The sequence below is a fragment of the Roseibium polysiphoniae genome, assembly GCF_014842925.1.
GTDB lineage: Bacteria > Pseudomonadota > Alphaproteobacteria > Rhizobiales > Stappiaceae > Roseibium > Roseibium polysiphoniae.
Genome location: NZ_JACYXJ010000001.1, coordinates 397,269 through 414,119, shown reverse-complemented (window position 1 = coordinate 414,119; position 16,851 = coordinate 397,269). Strand labels below are relative to the sequence as shown.

Sequence of the window (16,851 nt, the reverse complement as noted above, 5' to 3'; positions counted from 1 at the left end):
GGGGCTTGCGTTGCGGATGAAGCGGCGCGCAAGACGCACGAAAGCCGGCGGACTTGAGGGGGCATCTCTGAAACACCAAGCGCTCAATCTAGCGGATGAACAGATCGACAGTATCGCTGAGACCCGCTGAATCGACGACGGTTATGCTCGTCGCACCCGGACCTTCGGGCTCAAACGACAATTGGGAGGCAAAGCTTCTTGCCGACATCGGCTGGCCGTCGACGAACCAGCTAAAGGGCCGCGTTCCCCCCTGAAGCTTGACGACAAGTGGCAATGTCTGCCGCCCCTCCCCCAGTCCGAGGTCAATCGTGCCAGACTGCGGCGGGTAACTGATCTCCAGAGAACGGAGCGCGCCAGCGGCCGGTTTGTGCACTCTCGCAGCGCGCAATGGCAAAGGCAGGTCAGCAGCCGCCATCTTCAAGGTCCCGCTGGGTGCAGCCGGGAGTGGGGCGGGGGATTTCTTCAGCCTTTGAAAGGCTTCGAACAACAGCGGAACAGCAGAACCGGCGCCGGTCATTCCTGGCAATGGCGTGCCGTCAGCACGTCCAACCCAGACGCCAACAACATCCCGGCCGTCGTAGCCCATCGCCCAGGCATCCCGATAGCCATAAGCGGTGCCGGTCTTGTAGGCGATCTGGTTGGCACCGGCGGCGCGGGGCTGCGGCAACCCGGCAAGCACATCGCCAACATGCCATGCAGCGACCTCTTCCAAGATCCGGCGTGACCTTGGGCGGTCGCTTCCAGATGCCTCCAGGTGCAGTGAAATCGAATGACCGCCATTTCCAAGCGCGCCATAAAGCTGGGTCAGATCCCACAGACTCATTCCAAGGCCACCAAGACCAATCGCCAGTCCGGGAGCATCCGCACCGCCAATGACAACCCCTGCCCCACTTCGCTTGAGTCTTGCCACCAGCTTTGCTGGCCCTACGGCTTCGAGCAGCTGGATCGCAGGCGTATTCAAGGAGAGCTGCAAGGCCTCTCGGACGCTGACCCGTCCCTGATAGGCCAAATCAAAGTTGGTGGGCTTATAGCCACCAATGTCGATGGGACGGTCGTCAATTGTGCTTTCGGGATGCGCAATGCCGTCTTCGAACGCCAAGCCATAGATGAAAGGCTTGAGCGTTGATCCCGGCGACCGGATGGCGCGGGTCATGTCAATGTGCCCCAATCGCGCTTCATCCATCAGATTCGGCGACCCGACGCTCGCCAATACCTCGCCGCTTTGATGATCTGCAACGAGGAGCGCTGCAGAGACCTTTGGACCCATAGCATCTATGCGTTGATCAATCAGGGTTTCCAGTGCCCGCTGAAGAGACGCATCCAGGGTCAGGCGATGGATAGTTTCGATTTCTTTCGAGGCGACCGCTGCTCTTGCGGCATGCGCTGCGAGGAAAGGCATGGAGCGCCGTCTGACCGGCACATTCTCCTCACGTGCTGCATCAGCATCGCCCTGTGACAGCACGCCGGCAATGACGGCACGATCCAGCACACGATCACGCGCCGCCTGCGCTGCCGATTTAAACCTGTCCGGTCGCCGCGCTTCCGGTGATTGCGGCAAAGCAACGAGCAGTGCCGCCTCCGCAGGTGTCAGGCGTCGCGGTTCCTTGCCAAACCAGGTCAGTGCGGCTGCCCGTATTCCCTCCAGATTTCCGCCGAAGGGCGCGCGCAGTGCATAAAGCTGGAGGATGTCCTCCTTGGAAAGATCTGATTCCAGCCTCAGTGCCGCGAGGATCTGATGGTATTTGGCCGAAAGGCTGCGCGTCGGCCGCTCTTGCAGCAGGCGCGCAGTCTGCATTGTGAGGGTCGAAGCGCCCGAAACGACATGGCCAGAGGACAGCAGCTGATAAGCTGCGCGGAGCATGGCCGAGACATCAACTCCGTGATGCTGATCAAATCGATGATCCTCATAGGCCTTGAGCATCTTCCAATAGAGCGGATCGACGTCGCGAACGGCGACGGGCAAGCGCCATTTCTCGTCCGGTGTGGTGAAGGCGCGCAAAAGCTGCCCATTGCGATCAAGAACAGTCTTTGAGATCGTCAGATCGGCTGGGGCCAGGCTCGGAGGCAGGGCCCGGTAGTCCAGATAGACCTTGCCCAGACCCGCCACGGTAGCAACACTGAAGACAGCCAGGGCGATGGCAGAAAACCGCCACCGTTGTTTGGTTCCTGTGCGCAAGCCCTTCACGCCTGTCTACCGAACCGGTCCAAGAACCGACAGACGACCCGTGCCGGTGATTGCGCGGCGCTCGGGCCGATACATATCCTCGACGGACGCCGGAGGATGCGCATAATTGCCCGGTGTCACGGCACGAGCGAGATACGCAAAATTCAATTCCGAGCCGCCTGAGCGCGTCTGATCGACAGAAACCTCGAACCTGTCGCCGTGGAACTGGGCGTGCTCGGGCTGATCGACGGTCTTCAGCCATCGAAGCGCGCCGATATCGCCGGAACGGACCAACCGTGGATTATCAATGGCAAGGCCCGCTGGAATACGATCGACCACCATCAGGCGTCCCGGCGTGTCGGTCAGGGCGCGAACAGTGACGACAACAGCGAGGCGTGTGCTGACCGGAACCGCCCCGGGATCAACCAGGTTGCCATCCAGATCAAAAATCTGACGTTCAATGACATAGTCCGTACCACCGGCAGGTTCTGGCAACAGAGGTTGGCCGGACACCGAAACCAGCAGTTCAGTGCCCTCGCCACCCCGGTTTTCAATGCGGGTTATTTCGCGCTCAAGCGTCAGGCCGGAGAATGACCAGACAAGCCGTCCGGGTGTCTCCTCGCCATTGATCGCAATTTTGGTGGCCGTCGCCTGCTCATTGAGCTCGCGTGCGGCCATCAAGAGCCAAGCCATGTCTTGCGTGGAATAATAGGACCGGCCCTCCTGGGCAGCCTTCACGAAATCACTGGCACGAGACTGGTCCGGGCTGTCGGCGTCTGACGCCGACACATAGGTGAGAACGCCGGCACCATCGCGCAGCGCAGATCCATAGTCCGCCCGGTAACCGCTCTTTGAACGTTCGCCCAACGCCAAGGTCGCGGCCCTGAAACCTTCCTCGGCACGTTTGGCCTCGCCGTAGAGAGCCAGACTTGCGGCAAGCTGCGCCTTGGCAAGCGGCGTTGAGAAGGCGCCAAGCTTGGCATCCAGATAATATCTGAGATCCCCCATGGACGCCCGGCTGTTGCGGGCAAGCACATAGAGGCCATAGGCGATTTCCTCGCCGCCTTCGGTGAAGTCGGAGGCATAGGCCAGGCGGTTTTCTAGGTTGTCCAGCGCCGTTTCGAAGGCCAGTTCAGGCACTTGATAGCCTTCCTCGCGCGCCCGGGTGAGGAAGTCGACCACATAGGCGTCGAGCCAGGGATCATAGCTGCTGTAGCTGTTCCAGAGTCCGAAGGATCCGTCAGATGACTGGTTTGCCAGAACCCGCTGGATCGCCTTGACGACCCGTTCCCGTATCTCCGGATCTTCCCCAAGGCCAGCGGCAGTTGCCACCTGGTTCAGATAAAGCAGCGGCAGGGCCCGGCTGGTTGTTTGTTCGGTGCAGCCATAGGGATAGCGGTCGAGCGCATCCAGAAGACCGGCCACATCGATACGAGCTGCGCCTCCGGCCGTCACTTTGACCGACACGGTTTCGGGCCGCAGCCCTTCAAAGCTTCCCGCATCGAGAGAGAGACCCGCGCCCCCAGAAAGAGTGAAACTGGACCTGCGAACCACATCTGGCTGGGTATCGCGCACATCCAATCGCATCCGTTTGACCACCTCCGTGCCGTCGGGGGCCGCCAAAGCTGCGATGATCGTCGTGCTGCCTTGCTCGTCGAACGCGGAGACCGGCACTCGAACAAGGGTTTTCTCGCCTTCACCAAGCTCCAGCTGACGCACCTGAGGGCCCTCGCGGTCCAGACCGGCCGGTCCTTCTGCAGACAGGGTAAGGTCGTAGACGCCTGCAGGACCTTCGACGTTGTCGATCTCAAGCTGCAGCCGTGAAACATCGCCGGGTGCCAGGAAGCCAGGCAGACTCGCGGTCAACACCATCGGCGCGCGAATCTCGACGTCCTGAGATGCGTGACCAACGCCCTCCTTCGTCCAGGCCACGGCCATCAACCGCAGTGTGCCATTGAATTCAGGTATCTCGAAACGTACGACAGCCTTGCCCTCGTCATTCAGCGCGACGAGACCGGAAAACAGCGCCAGCGGCTCTTCATCCGGGGGCGGCGCTTCAAGGCGCATGGCCATGGCATCACCACCAGAGCGGACCTTGCCGCGAACGCCAAGCGTGCGATCGATGAGCTGGCCGTAGAGGTCGCGCATCTCCGCACCCAACCGCCGCTGGCCGAAGTACCAGTCCTCTGGTGCTGGCGGCTCAAACCCTGTCAGGTTGAGGATGCCAAGATCGACGCCGGCGAGCGTTACGTATGCCTGGGTGCCGGCAGCAAGTCCCGCCACCTCGATGGGCACTTCCAGGGTCGTGGACGGCCGCAGGGTTGAAGTCGCAGACAGGCTGATATCAAGATCACGCTCCCCCGGCTCGACCTTGAGCCAGGAAAGCCCGACCGACCGAGACGGCATCCGTTTGTTCTCAAGGTCCATGGGACGATAAAGGCTCGCGGTCACATAGGCCCCTGCCCCCCATTCTTCCGTTACCGGCAGGCCAACTTCTGCCTCACCACCTTCTACTTCGATCGTCCGCGAGTTCAACAATCCACCTGAGACGACGTTCACCACGGCGATTCCATCCATTTGGGACGTCAGGCGCAGGGTTGCCGTTTCGCCGGGACGGTAACTTTTCTTATCGAGACCAACATCGAGATAGTCGGGCGTCTCGGATGTGGCATCGGCAGTGTACCAGCCCGCCGAGAATTCGACGCTGGTTGCCGTCGCCTGAGGTCCGCCGGATTGAACTTCAAGCCGGTATCGGCCCCACTCCACGGGCAAAGACAGGCTTCCGGCCTGTCCGGCTTGTATCGACAAGTCGCCGTTTGCCACGCGCTTGGTCGTGGTGATCGGCTCATAGTTCCACGAGCCATCGGTCCGGTACCATTGATAACGGCGTTCGATGCGCGAGAGAGTCCAGGAAAGGTCTTCGGCTGCGCGCGGCGTACCGTCCTCACCGAGCAGAACCACGTTGAAAGAGGCCGGGCCGCCTTCGTCAACACCGCCATCGAACAGCGGCTTGAGGCCGATCTTTTCGCCATCCTGGGCAACCGGCAAATTCAACCTGCGCTCGACATAACGACCGCCGGTCTCCACCAGTCTTGCCACCAGCTCGCCCTTGTAGAGGCCGGTGATCCCGGCAATTTCCGGCAAGGTCACGCCGAAGGACAAGCCACCATTGGCATCGGTCTTCAGGCCAGACGGCAGCGTTTCGCGTGTCGGATAGGAAATGTCGTCGGCAAGACCAAAGATGTACCCCGGCTGACTGGGGAGCTCCCGGGTTGACGTCACGATGATGTCGCCTTCCAGGGTCTGACCGCTCGCTGGGGAGCCATAAAGGAACCTTGCCTCGACGGACACCGGTGTTGCTGCGCTGCGGCTGAAGGACTCGGCGCTGGTTTCCAGGTCGAAATCCACACGTTCAGGCTGATAATCCTCGACCAGGAACGTAGACTGGGACAATGCATCGCCCTTGGGATCCACGAAGACCTTCCAGGACCAGACGCCCTGTTGTGCCCCGGCGTCCAGGCTGAAGTCCTTAAGATGACCACCGAGACCGGCGTCCTGCACCAGATAGCGCGAATGTTCGACGCCATCGGGACGATCGAGAACAAAAGTCAGAGGCAGGCCCTCCTGGGCCACAGCCCTGGACGTGCGGATGAGCGCCTGAGCATGCACTGTCTCGCCAGCCTTGTAGATTCCGCGGTCTGTCCAGCCGAAGACATCAAGAGGTCCCGGCGCCGCTCGCCCTTCGACGCCACGGTCGCTCAGGTCGAAAGCGGGCTTTCTCAGATCCAGGAAGGAATAGTCTCGGGCCTGCGTTTCAGCGACCACAAGGCTTGGCGCCATGCCGCCCCGTCCGCGGCCAAGCCCGGGCGCAAAGCGGCCAAAACCGTCGTCGTCCGTGGTCACCTCGCCGAGGATTTCGTTGTTGACCGCAAGAAGCTTGAGCGACACGCCGGGGATGGCTTCGGCAGTGTTGAGAGAACGAACATTCACGGCGATGCCGTCATTTCCGCTCAAGGAGGACAGACCCAGATCGGAGACAATGAACCACTGCGTCGCAAGTGGACCCCACTTGTTCTGCGTGTCGAGCTTGGAGCGGGCCGTCATTGCGTAAACGCCCGGCTTGATATCGAGACCGATCTCGTTCAGCGGCACAGCCGTGGTGATGTCCCTGTTGAGGCTGTTTTCCGTTTCGACTGTTCCGGACCAGACCTTCTCGCCCAGATCATCCGTCAGTTGTTCGGCCTGATAGCTTCCCAATTGACGGAGGAATTTGCCGTCGCGCACAACACCTGCCAATGCACGGTCGCCGACGCGGAAGATCTCTGCGGCGACTTCGCTCGTGTTCACTGAAACGATGGGGATCGTCGGCTCGCCGCCGGCGGGCAGAACATAGGCGCGGCCGATGAACTGAACGGATGGCGCGCGATCGCGGACGTAGATGTTGAGGTCCACCGATTTCTCAAGAACCTCGCCGTCTGCCGCGGGCAAACCGCTTCTCACGCTCAGGCGGTATCTTTCGCCATGGGTAACGCCATCGACGCAGACCTGTGCCCCGTCGGCCTCAACAGAGGTCGTTCCCTGCCCGGTGACGGAGACATAGGGCGAGAAATCGGTGTTACGCGGCAATGAAGACGAGAAGACCACACAGATGCGCGGCGCGGCGGCGTCGGCTGCCACCGTGTGATTGAGAATCCGGAAGCCGTGTTCTGCGACCATCTGATCGTAGCGGCGGCGAAGACCGGGAATTTCATCCAGCGCAAGAGCGGCGCGCAGGGCCTTGATCGCCGGCTTCCACTGCTGGCGCGCAGCAAGAGACGATCCTATCAGCTCGAGAGAACGCGCGCGTTCAGTTGCACTTATGGAGCGCAGATAGGCGTTGATGGACGAGGATGTCGCGTTTTCCTGTTTGCGCTGACGCTCCTGCCAGTCTTTTGGGCTCTGCATCAGCTGGGCCATGGCGAGCCCCTGCCAGGCTTCCAGGTCGCCGGGTTCCAAAGCAATAAGCGCTCCGAAATCAGCCTCTGCGACAGGTCCGTCCTTGTTGAGTATTTTCTGACGTGCCTCGCGGCGCAGCTGGTCTGCTGTCAAACTGGTCGTGATAGGGCTTTGCTGCAAACGGGCAGAATATGTCTCAGCCGTTTCAAGCAGACTACTTTCCAGAAATCCTAGATCTGCCTTGCGGTCGGCCTGTTGGTCTTCCCGTGGCTGCTCGACTGAAACGACCCGGCCGGCAATCGCTCCGACGAAGCTCTGCAACTGACCGAAGTCAGACTTCAAAAAACACCAGCCGGCCGAGGTGTTGTAGGTAAAGGCGCGGCACATGTTGTCGGCGAGACACACAGCCTCACAGCCTGACAGGTCAACGTCCTTGACGGTCCGGTAGTCGCCGCCAAAAAAGTCGGCATCTTCGATGGTGACGATACGCCTTTCTTGCGCGTGAACCGGAACCGCAAGCGCCAACGCTGCGAAAGCACCAATGGCAGCGCAAATGGCAACCCACTGGGGCAACAGTGACCTCAACCGCCGACCACCGACCTTCGCGGCTTCCAAGACATACCGAAACGACATAACCACCTCCCCCTGGGGCATCGACAAACCTGCCGATGGGTAACGGTACACGCGATCATGACGTTGCCAAGGCAGAAATTAAAAATTGTCGGGCTGAAAGCGCTGGACCAGCTCCGAGATAAAAGCAGCGACCTCTTTCGAGGCCTTGCCTGAGGGCGCGATCTCCATCACCGTCCTGCCCGTGCCCATGGATGATGCAAAGGCCGTCCGGTTGCCAAGCCGTGCTTCGAAGATCTCGAAGCCGGACTTCGCAATCGCCTCTGTCATTTCCTGTGTCAGAGCCGCGCGTGGCGGCACACGGTTGAACAGGAGCACTGCCTCGGTGTCTTCCCGCTCTGCCAGCTGTATCGTCTGCCCGGTCGCCCAAAGATCAACGGGTGTGGGCTGTATCGGGACAATCACGAGGTCAGCTGCATCGATGGCCGGTTTCGCTTCGACATCGGTTTTCGGCGGCGTATCAATGACGACGAATTCATGGGACCGCGCAAGGGACTTCGCCTCCCTTCGCGAGCCCCAGCCAGAAGCTGTTCGAAACGCCAGACCTGTCTGATCTTCGCCGAGCAACTCCTCACGCGCCTCGAACCATGTGCCGAGGGAGCCCTGCGGATCCACATCCAGTACAGCGACAGGCCCTTCCGCCACCTTCGACAAGGCAACAGCGATATGAGCAGCCAGCGTTGTCTTGCCCGAACCACCCTTTTGTTGTGCAACCGTCAGAATATGCCCTGCCATTTTGATCCTCCAACCCCACCCGCAAATATACTGCGCCGCAATATCGACCGTGACAACTGCTTCTCCCAAACACGGTCTTTACGAGCGCGACCGGATCATATCTTTATCGTCGAAACACCCTGTCATTTTGGAGGACTGTCATGAAACTCGTTCCCTTGGGGCGCACCGGCATCAAGGTGTCAGAACTTTGCTTCGGCACCATGTCCTTTGGCGGCGACGCTGATGAGACCGCAGCTGTGGCTCTGTATGGCGCATGCAGGGATGCAGGCATCAATTTTTTCGACTGCGCGGATGTCTATTCCGATGGCGCCGCCGAAGAAATCCTGGGACGGCAAATCGCTCACGAGCGCGATGAGCTTGTCATTACATCCAAGGTCTGGGGCCAGACCGGAAAGGACGCCAACTCAGGCGGAACAAACCGGCGCCATGTGACCAGGGCCATCGACGCAAGCCTTTCGCGGCTTGGAACAGACCGGCTGGATGTCTATTTCGTTCATCGTTTCGACGACGAGACACCTTTGGAAGAAACCTTGCGCGGGCTCGAGGACGTGGTCCGCGCGGGCAAGGTTCTTTACCTCGGCGCCAGCAATTATGCCGCTTGGCAGGTGGCAAAGGCACTCGGTATCAGCGCGAAGGAAGGCTGGGCACGGTTCGATGTCCTCCAGCCGATGTACAATCTGGTGAAACGCCAGGCAGAGACCGAAATCCTGCCGCTGGCTCAGTCAGAGAACCTCGGCGTGATTTCCTACAGCCCTGTGGGCGGAGGCCTGCTTTCGGGCAAGTACCGGCCCGGCGTAAAGCCCGATGGCAGCCGGCTTGCGGAAAACGCCATGTATGCCGCGCGCTACGGCGAAGATTGGACCTATGAGACGGCAGAACGCTTCACGATGTTTGCAGAGAAGATGGGCGTTCACCCCGTGTCCCTCGCGGTTGCCTGGGTTGGCGGGCACGACGGTATCACGGCGCCGATCATCGGAGCGCGGCATACGGAGCAGCTAAAGCCGTCATTGCAATCCATCGACATCGACATGACCGAAGAGCTTCGCAGCGAGATTTCGGCCTTGTCGCGGACGCCGCCGCCTGCGACTGACCGGCTGGAAGACCAATAGCCTCAGACGATAAGCGCCCCGGTTTCTGACCGGGGCAGCTCTCGCATCACAACTGCGCGCTTACTGGCCACCAAGCTTGTTGTAGATCGTCCAGCCGGGACGACCTGTCACAGGAAGGCCATAGCGGGCTTCCGCCTTTTTGATGCCCGCGCGGGTGGCAGGGCCCACCTTGCCGTCAGGCTCGCCGACATCGAAACCGTTGCGATTGAGCAATTTCTGCAGCTCCAGCCGCTGTGCCCGCGACAATCCCGGATCATTGGTCGGCCAAGGCGTCTTGAAAGGCTCACCGCCGGAAACAAGCTCAGACAGCAGCGCAATCGCGAGCCCATAGGACGTCGAGGCGTTGTAGGACCGCAGTGCCTTGAAATTGCGGGTGAGGAGAAACGCGGGTCCGTTCGCCCCGGCAGGCCGTATCAGGGCGGTTTCCTGCCTGCTCTTGAACTTGCTGCCGTCGATGTTCCTGAGGCCCCGTTTCGTCCATGTGCTCATGGATGCATATTTCTTGCGCCCCGACGGACCTGAATAGCCTTTGGGCACCTTCACCTCGAAACCCCAGAGGCGGCTGTCGCGCCATCCCGCGTTCTTCAGGAAGTTGGCCGTCGATGCCAGGGCATCGGGCACGGAGTTGACCAAGTCTTTACGGCCATCACCGTCGAAATCGACCGCCAGACTGATGTAGGTCGAGGGCATGAATTGGGTCTGGCCGAACGCACCTGCCCAGGATCCACGAAAATCGCTGTGGGGTACGTCACCGCGCGAGGCAATCTGCAGGGTCTTGATCAGCTCACCGCGGAAGTATTTAGAACGCCGCCCACCGGCACACGCCAGGTTTGCGAGCGCATGAGGCGTATAGAAATCGCCACGGAACTGGCCATAGTCGCTCTCGATGCCCCAGACAGCCAAAACGACGTGACGATCAACACCGAAGCGTTTTTCGACCGACGACAGCGTGGAGCGATGTTTCTTCAGGAGTTTCTTGCCGTCGGCGATCCGCTGCGGATCCACCAGAAACGCCATGTAGTCCCAGATCTGGGTCTTGTGTTCCGGCTGCGAGGTCGAGAAGCGAATGACCTTCTCATCGTAGGCAGCGCCGGAGAGCATCTGGTTGGCGACCTGGGGCCGAACCCCGGATTTCACAGCCTGAGCCTTCAAGGCGTTCACGCAGCTGTCGATCGACGCCGCTTGCGCCGGAATGCCACCGGAAAGAGCCAATAGTCCTGAGATAAGCCCGGAAAGACACACGCCTTTCCGGGTTAAAGCCGACATTTCAAATCGCATTTCCAGCCCCGCAGATCGCCGAATCGATGCCAGACACGCTGACAATCTATCGAGTCTGAATTAGGGCAAACACTGCTATTTGCCCTCGATCAGCTTGCGGCGCAGCCAGCTCGATGTCTGGTCCATCGCGATCACGACGAGGATCGTCAGGATGATGATGTAGCTGGTGTTCTCCCAGTCGCGGGAAGTCTTCATCGTTTCTACCAGCATAAGGCCGATACCGCCAGCACCAAGCGCACCAATCACAGTCGCCGAACGCGTATTTGATTCTAGATAGTAGAGCACCTGAGATAAAAAGACCGGAAGAATCTGTGGGATCACACCAAATCGATACCGCTGCAACTGGTTGGCACCTGTCGCCCGAACACCCTCTACCTGCTTGTTGTCAATGTTCTCAAGCGCTTCAGAGAACAGCTTGCCGAGTGAGCCCGTGTCGGTGAAGGCGATTGCCAATGCACCGGTCAGCGGGCCAAGGCCGAAAGCCCGGATGAAAATCAGCGACCAGATCAGCATGTCGATGCCGCGCAGGAAGTCGAACAGACGCCGCGTTCCAAAGCGCATGAACATTGATGGCGTAAAGTTGCGAGCAGCGAGGAAGGCGAGCGGCAGGCCGAAGGCAGCCGCCGTTATGGTTCCAAGCACGGCCATCATGATCGTTTCCAGCAGCGCGAGGAAGATCTCGCCATGCTGCCAGTCTGGATTGTCCAGGAACTCATGCACAATGTGCCAGAGATTTGAGTATTCCGGATCCAAGCGATCAGCGCTGAGTGCCAGTGCATAGAGCTGGCTGAAGGACATGCCATAAAGGTCGGAGTTGAAGGAGAACCAGAAGTTTTCCCAACCGCCGAAGAAATTATGCACCTCGATCTTGGTGCGTGTCACCTGCACACGCCGGTCAAGGGTCGGGCGCGCATCAAGCTTCTTGGGGTTCGTTTTCAGCCAGTCCGGTTGATCTCCGGGTGGCACAGTTATGTCGACCCCGGAATTGGTCGCCGTCGCAGTGATGACGCCGTAGCCGGGAACCGTGAAGTTCATGGTCTTGTCGACGATCTCGACGAGATAGCCCTCGCCCAGATCCACAACCGAATTGGAACCGTCAACCTGGACCCAATCGGGATAGTTGGTGTCATCATAGGCCGCCCGGCGCTCGCCCTCGATGGCGACTTCAAGCTGATCCCTGCGGATGTTCTTGGTGACGTGCACCTTGTAGGCGACGGAGTCGGTCGCGAGGATGGCGGCACGGTCCGGCTGCGCCTTGGACAAGAGCCCGGCGACGTCGAAGGCAAACCATGTGTAGATCAGGTAGCCAAGGATCACCAACGGAACGAGCATGGTGAAAAGGGTTCTGTTGCGGACTTTGGTCCAGACCAGATCAGGCGTGATAACCGGCTCAAGGGTATCGATGGACATGGATTTTTCCCTTAGTGAGCTCGGCCGGAGCCGACCAGCTTGCCGCGAAGGTAGGACGAGACCTGGTCGATCAGCATGATGGTGAGGAAAAGCAGCACAAAGATCGCAGCGGTTTCATCGCCGGCTCCCTGCCCCCAACCGATGGTGCGTCGCAGCTCCTGGCCGATGCCGCCGGCACCAACGAAACCGAGGATGGCCGACGCACGCACATTGATTTCCAGGCGCAGCAGGAAATAGCTCAGGTAGTTGGGCGCGACCTGCGGCAACACCGCGTAGCGGATGCGCTGCAACCAGCTGGCGCCACAGGCGCTCAGACCTTCGATCGGTTTGCGATCGATATTCTCGTTCACCTCGGAGAATAGTTTGCCAAGTGCACCCGCGGTGTGAAACGCGACTGCAATCATGGCCGGGACCGGGCTCGATCCGAGGACGAAAATCAAAAACAACGCTACAATAAGTTCTGGAAAGGCACGCATGATGTCCATCATGCGGCGCACGACCGGGATCAGCGGGCCCCAGCTGTCGACGTTTCGGGTCGACGCCATCGCCAGCACGAGCGCCATGGCGCCGCCGATCAATGTTGCCACACCGGCGATATTCAAGGTTTCAAGCATCGCCGGCACGTATTGAATGATCAGACCGAAGAATGCAGGTCCGGCGTTCCAGGCCTCAAGGACAATTTCACCGGGGTAGTCAAAGAATTTCGAGAGCCCCTGAAGGAAGCCGCCGGAGTTCATTTCGTTTGATTTCGAATATCCGGAAACCAGAACGGCAACGACCAGCAACAATCCGATCAGGGAGTAAAGCTGGCGACGTTTGCGTAAGGAGAGGATTTCCTGCTCCAAAGCGGCGACGGCCATGTCCAAAGTCCTTAAAAGAAGTCCAAAGAAAACGCGGGCCGATGAGCGGCCCGCGTTCCTGTTTCAAAAGAACGATTAGTTCTTGTTCTTCGCCTTGCGCGCTTCAACGATGTTGACGTAGGCTTCGTGGGTGATCGGCATGAAGCCCTTGGTCTCACCAGCTGCGATGTTGTAGGCGCAGTCAGGGTCCATGGAGTTCAGGGAAGCGATCAGGCCAGTCATCTTGATCTTGACGTCAACCGGCAGCTTCTTGGACAGAACAATCGGACCTTCCGGAATGACCGGGGACTGCCAGATCTGCTGCAGTTCGGTCATGTCAACCAGACCAGCATCAGATGCCTTGCGCAGGGCGCCGGAGTTGTAGCCATCTTCCCACTCGCCAAGGCCGTCGGCCCAGGTTACGCCAGCGTCGATGTCGCCGTTGGAAACCGCAACGATTGTCTGCTCATGACCACCGGTGAACTTCACGTCGCCGAAGTATTCGCCCGGCTTCATGGAGTAGCCTTCCTGCGGGATGGCGATGGACGGGATCAGGTAACCGGATGTGGAGTTCGGATCACCGAAGCCGAAGACCTTGCCCTTCATGTCGTCAAGCGAGTTGATCTCGCTGTCAACGCGCGCAAAACCGATCGAGTAGTAGCCGTAGCCGCCATCGACGTTGACCTTGACGAGAACCGGATCAACAGCTTCCGGGTCGGTCAGGTGAACCTTCGCGTAGGAAGAAGCACCAAGCCATGCGAGGTCGAGGTTGCCGCCGAGCAGGCCTTCGATAACGCCGTTGTAGTCGGCAGGAGCGAAGAGCTTGACCGGAACGCCGAGAAGATCAGCAGTCTTTTCTTCGAGGCACTCGTAAGCGCGCAGGCGGTCGGAAGCGTTTTCGCCGCCGAGGATGCCGATGCGGAATTCGGTGATGTTGTCTGCAGCAACTGCGGAAGTTGCATTCAGGGCAAGCATGCTGACCGCAGCAAGGGCGGCAAACTTAGAAACGAGGTTCATCTGGGGCACTCCCAAAGAGATGGATATTGATGACGTTTGAAAGCAACCGGGTCTAAACCACAGCCGCAGCTGCCGGCGTCATCGCACCGGCAGGATCTGTTTTCCGAACGCTTGCGTCCGGTGTATCGATGGCGGTCGATGTCGCCGCCTCGTTGAAACTCTCGTCGGCGCCGTAAATCTCGCGGGCCACATCGGTGGTAAGCAGCTCCGGCTCGCCGTCGAACACAACCTTGCCATCACGCATTCCGATGACGCGGTCGCAATAGTTGCGCGCAGTATCGAGAGTGTGGAGGTTGCAGATCACGACCTTGTTGTCGCGTTCATGGATCTCGCGCAGGGCGTCCATGACGATCTTGGCGTTCATCGGATCGAGCGATGCGATCGGCTCGTCAGCCAGAACCATGTGCGGGTCCTGCATGAGAGCGCGGGCAATGGCGACGCGCTGCTGCTGTCCGCCGGACAGTTCCTCTGCCCGTTTGGTCGCTTCCTGGACGATGCCGAGGCGATCAAGCGCTGCAAGCGCCGTGTTCACATCATCGGCGCTGAAGATGTTGAACATGCTCTTGAGCGTCGACTGAGCGTTCAACCGGCCGAGCATGACGTTGGTCACGACATCAAGGCGCGGGACAAGGTTAAACTGCTGGAAGACCATGGCGCAGTCGCGCTGCCAGCGGCGCATCATGGCGCCCTTGAGGCTCAGGATATCCTCGCCATTAAAAATGATCCGGCCGGATGTTGCCGGCGTCAGGCGGTTGATCATCCGCAGAAGCGTGGACTTGCCCGCTCCGGAACGCCCGATGATGCCGACCATATGCGGCTTGTCGATGGTGAAGCTGACCTGGTCAACCGCTGTGCGGGTGCCAAAGTCCTTTGTGACGCTTTCGAAGTGGATCACCCGGAGGCCCTGTCGCTGAATTAAAATTTCCAGCTGCGACAAGAGCCACGACTATATTACAGAGAAATGACAAGAACCTCTTGTCGCCTTGAAGTTTTGACAACTAATAAATGACAGTTCAGTGACATAAAAAATTCATACTCAATAGAACCAGGAGATACTTCTGAATTAAACCGATATTTTCAAATACATATCGTGATTCAACCCTCTTCCGACCAGACCTGACGCTCTATATGACTTTAAAAATTCATCAAAACGTCATCAAAATGCAATCCAACCCGATCCGCGGCGGCGTAATCACGGCAGGTTCTTTCTTTCCTGCAAGGTGACAAATGCCCGGTCCAGCCGACAAATCCGCCCTGACCTCCGCCCCGAACATTCATCCTGATGCGATCGTATTGGAGTCAGAGCTCGGCATCTGGACCGAAGTCGGTGCTCATACTGAGATGCGCCAGAGCCAGATGGGCGACTATTCCTACATCGTCCAGGGCGGTGACGTCGTCTGGTCAACCACTGGCAAATTCTGCTCCATCGCCCGAAATGTGCGCTTGAATCCAGGCAATCACCCGACCTGGCGCGCGTCGCAGCATCATTTCAGCTATCGCGCTGCAGCGTATGACTTGGGTGACAACGACGACAGTTTCTTCGAGTGGCGAAAGAAGGACTGGGTGACGCTTGGCCACGACGTGTGGATCGGCCATGGGGCAACAGTGCTTGCAGGTGTTTACGTGGGAACCGGTGCAATCGTTGCTGCCGGCGCGGTCGTCTCCAAGGATGTGGTACCCTACACGATCGTCGGCGGCGTTGCTGCCAAGGAAATCAAACGCCGCTTCTCGGAAAGCCAGGGCGACGCTCTGCAGGAGATCGCCTGGTGGGACTGGGATCATTCGACGCTCAAAGCCAGGCTTCCCGACTTCAGAGCCCTTTCGATCGATGCCTTTATCGAGAAATACCGCTAGCAGAACGTCTCAGCAGCGCCAGCAAAATCACTAAAATCCCGCTTTGCGTGTACCAACGCCACCGCTCGCGCTCACAAATCCGTGAGCAGGCCTTGATGGACGGCGCCATGTGATAGCATTAACCCAACGGCAAGGCTAAAACTCTAGGATTAGATGAGTTTAATTTCGTCTAGTTTTTAATACCGAACCATTGGGGACTTAGGATGGGAAAGGGAATTTTCGCGATCTGCGCGATGCTGATCATGTTTGTGACCAGCGCAGCGTTCGCCGCACCGGGTGGTCAGTTTTTCGATCCGAACACCAAGAAATGGGTGACCTACGGTCCATCCTACGGTGGAAAGTCGCCGATCCGGCGGAAAAAGGTCAGCTATAAGGGGCCTTACAGCCCTGGAACCATCGTCGTCGATACGGAAGAGCGCCGCCTCTATCACGTTCTGCCAGGTGGCAAGGCCATGAAATATGGCATCGGCGTCGGCAAGGACGGCTTCCAGTGGTCCGGCACGCACCGGATCACCCGCAAGGCGGAATGGCCGGGCTGGACACCTCCGCCGCAGATGCGTGCTCGCGAACGCGCCAAGGGCCGGATCCTGCCGGCACACATGAAGGGTGGCCCGAACAATCCGCTGGGCGCACGCGCGCTCTACATCGGCTCGACCCTTTACCGCGTACATGGCACCAATCAGCCTTGGACAATCGGCAGCGCCGTTTCATCCGGCTGCATTCGCCTCGCGAACGAAGACATCATCCACCTGCACAAGAACGTCAGCGTTGGATCGAAGATCATCGTCAAGCGCTGATCTCTTTCTGAGATCCGTCGAAAAGCCGGCCTTGCGCCGGCTTTTTGCATTTAGGGCGCCCCTCAGACAGCTGGCATCTCGCT

Annotated in this window: 11 protein-coding genes; 3 read left to right on the top strand and 8 right to left on the bottom strand. The window is 59.2% G+C overall.

Going from position 1 to position 16,851, the window contains the following annotated elements:
• Positions 1–88 precede the first annotated feature (88 nt).
• The 3 genes from pbpC to parA form a co-directional block, all read right to left on the bottom strand.
• The gene (gene pbpC, locus IG617_RS01955) at positions 89–2,185 is read right to left on the bottom strand and encodes a penicillin-binding protein 1C (RefSeq protein WP_338109926.1); all 2,097 of its coding nucleotides are present in this window, start codon (positions 2,183–2,185) and stop codon (positions 89–91) included.
• A gap of 6 nt (positions 2,186–2,191) precedes the next feature.
• A complete protein-coding gene (locus IG617_RS01950) occupies positions 2,192–7,732 on the bottom strand; it encodes an alpha-2-macroglobulin family protein (protein WP_192106830.1) in 5,541 nt (1,846 codons plus the stop codon).
• A gap of 78 nt (positions 7,733–7,810) precedes the next feature.
• Entirely contained in the window at positions 7,811–8,464 is a 654-nt protein-coding gene (parA, locus tag IG617_RS01945; RefSeq protein ID WP_192106828.1) for a ParA family partition ATPase, read from the bottom strand.
• 140 nt (positions 8,465–8,604) lie between these two features.
• On the opposite strand from parA, the gene IG617_RS01940 reads away from it, so the two are divergent.
• Positions 8,605–9,573: an aldo/keto reductase gene (locus tag IG617_RS01940; RefSeq protein ID WP_192106826.1), complete on the top strand. Its 969-nt coding sequence runs from the start codon at positions 8,605–8,607 to the stop codon at positions 9,571–9,573.
• A gap of 60 nt (positions 9,574–9,633) precedes the next feature.
• Here the strand turns inward: IG617_RS01940 and IG617_RS01935 are convergent, their stop codons facing one another.
• From IG617_RS01935 to phnC, 5 genes are all read right to left on the bottom strand, one after another.
• Positions 9,634–10,839, bottom strand: a complete 1,206-nt coding sequence (locus tag IG617_RS01935) for a lytic murein transglycosylase (RefSeq protein ID WP_192106824.1) — start codon at positions 10,837–10,839, stop codon at positions 9,634–9,636.
• A gap of 87 nt (positions 10,840–10,926) precedes the next feature.
• Positions 10,927–12,261 carry a phosphonate ABC transporter, permease protein PhnE gene (gene phnE / locus IG617_RS01930; RefSeq protein ID WP_192106822.1) on the bottom strand — a complete coding sequence of 445 codons (1,335 nt, stop codon included), beginning with the start codon at positions 12,259–12,261 and terminating at the stop codon, positions 10,927–10,929.
• Positions 12,262–12,272: 11 nt separating this feature from the next.
• Complete coding sequence (phnE, locus tag IG617_RS01925) at positions 12,273–13,121, bottom strand: phosphonate ABC transporter, permease protein PhnE (protein ID WP_192106820.1); 849 nt, start codon at positions 13,119–13,121, stop codon at positions 12,273–12,275.
• A gap of 75 nt (positions 13,122–13,196) precedes the next feature.
• A complete protein-coding gene (gene phnD, locus IG617_RS01920; protein WP_192106818.1) occupies positions 13,197–14,117 on the bottom strand; it encodes a phosphonate ABC transporter substrate-binding protein in 921 nt (306 codons plus the stop codon).
• A gap of 52 nt (positions 14,118–14,169) precedes the next feature.
• Complete coding sequence (gene phnC, locus IG617_RS01915; protein ID WP_192106816.1) at positions 14,170–15,012, bottom strand: phosphonate ABC transporter ATP-binding protein; 843 nt, start codon at positions 15,010–15,012, stop codon at positions 14,170–14,172.
• Between the two features lie 332 nt (positions 15,013–15,344).
• On the opposite strand from phnC, the gene IG617_RS01910 reads away from it, so the two are divergent.
• Together IG617_RS01910 and IG617_RS01905 are read left to right on the top strand one after the other, a co-directional pair.
• A complete protein-coding gene (locus IG617_RS01910; RefSeq protein WP_192106814.1) occupies positions 15,345–15,971 on the top strand; it encodes an LbetaH domain-containing protein in 627 nt (208 codons plus the stop codon).
• Between the two features lie 203 nt (positions 15,972–16,174).
• Positions 16,175–16,768, top strand: coding sequence for a L,D-transpeptidase (locus IG617_RS01905; protein WP_192106813.1), 594 nt, complete (start codon positions 16,175–16,177; stop codon positions 16,766–16,768).
• Positions 16,769–16,851: the final 83 nt, after the last annotated feature.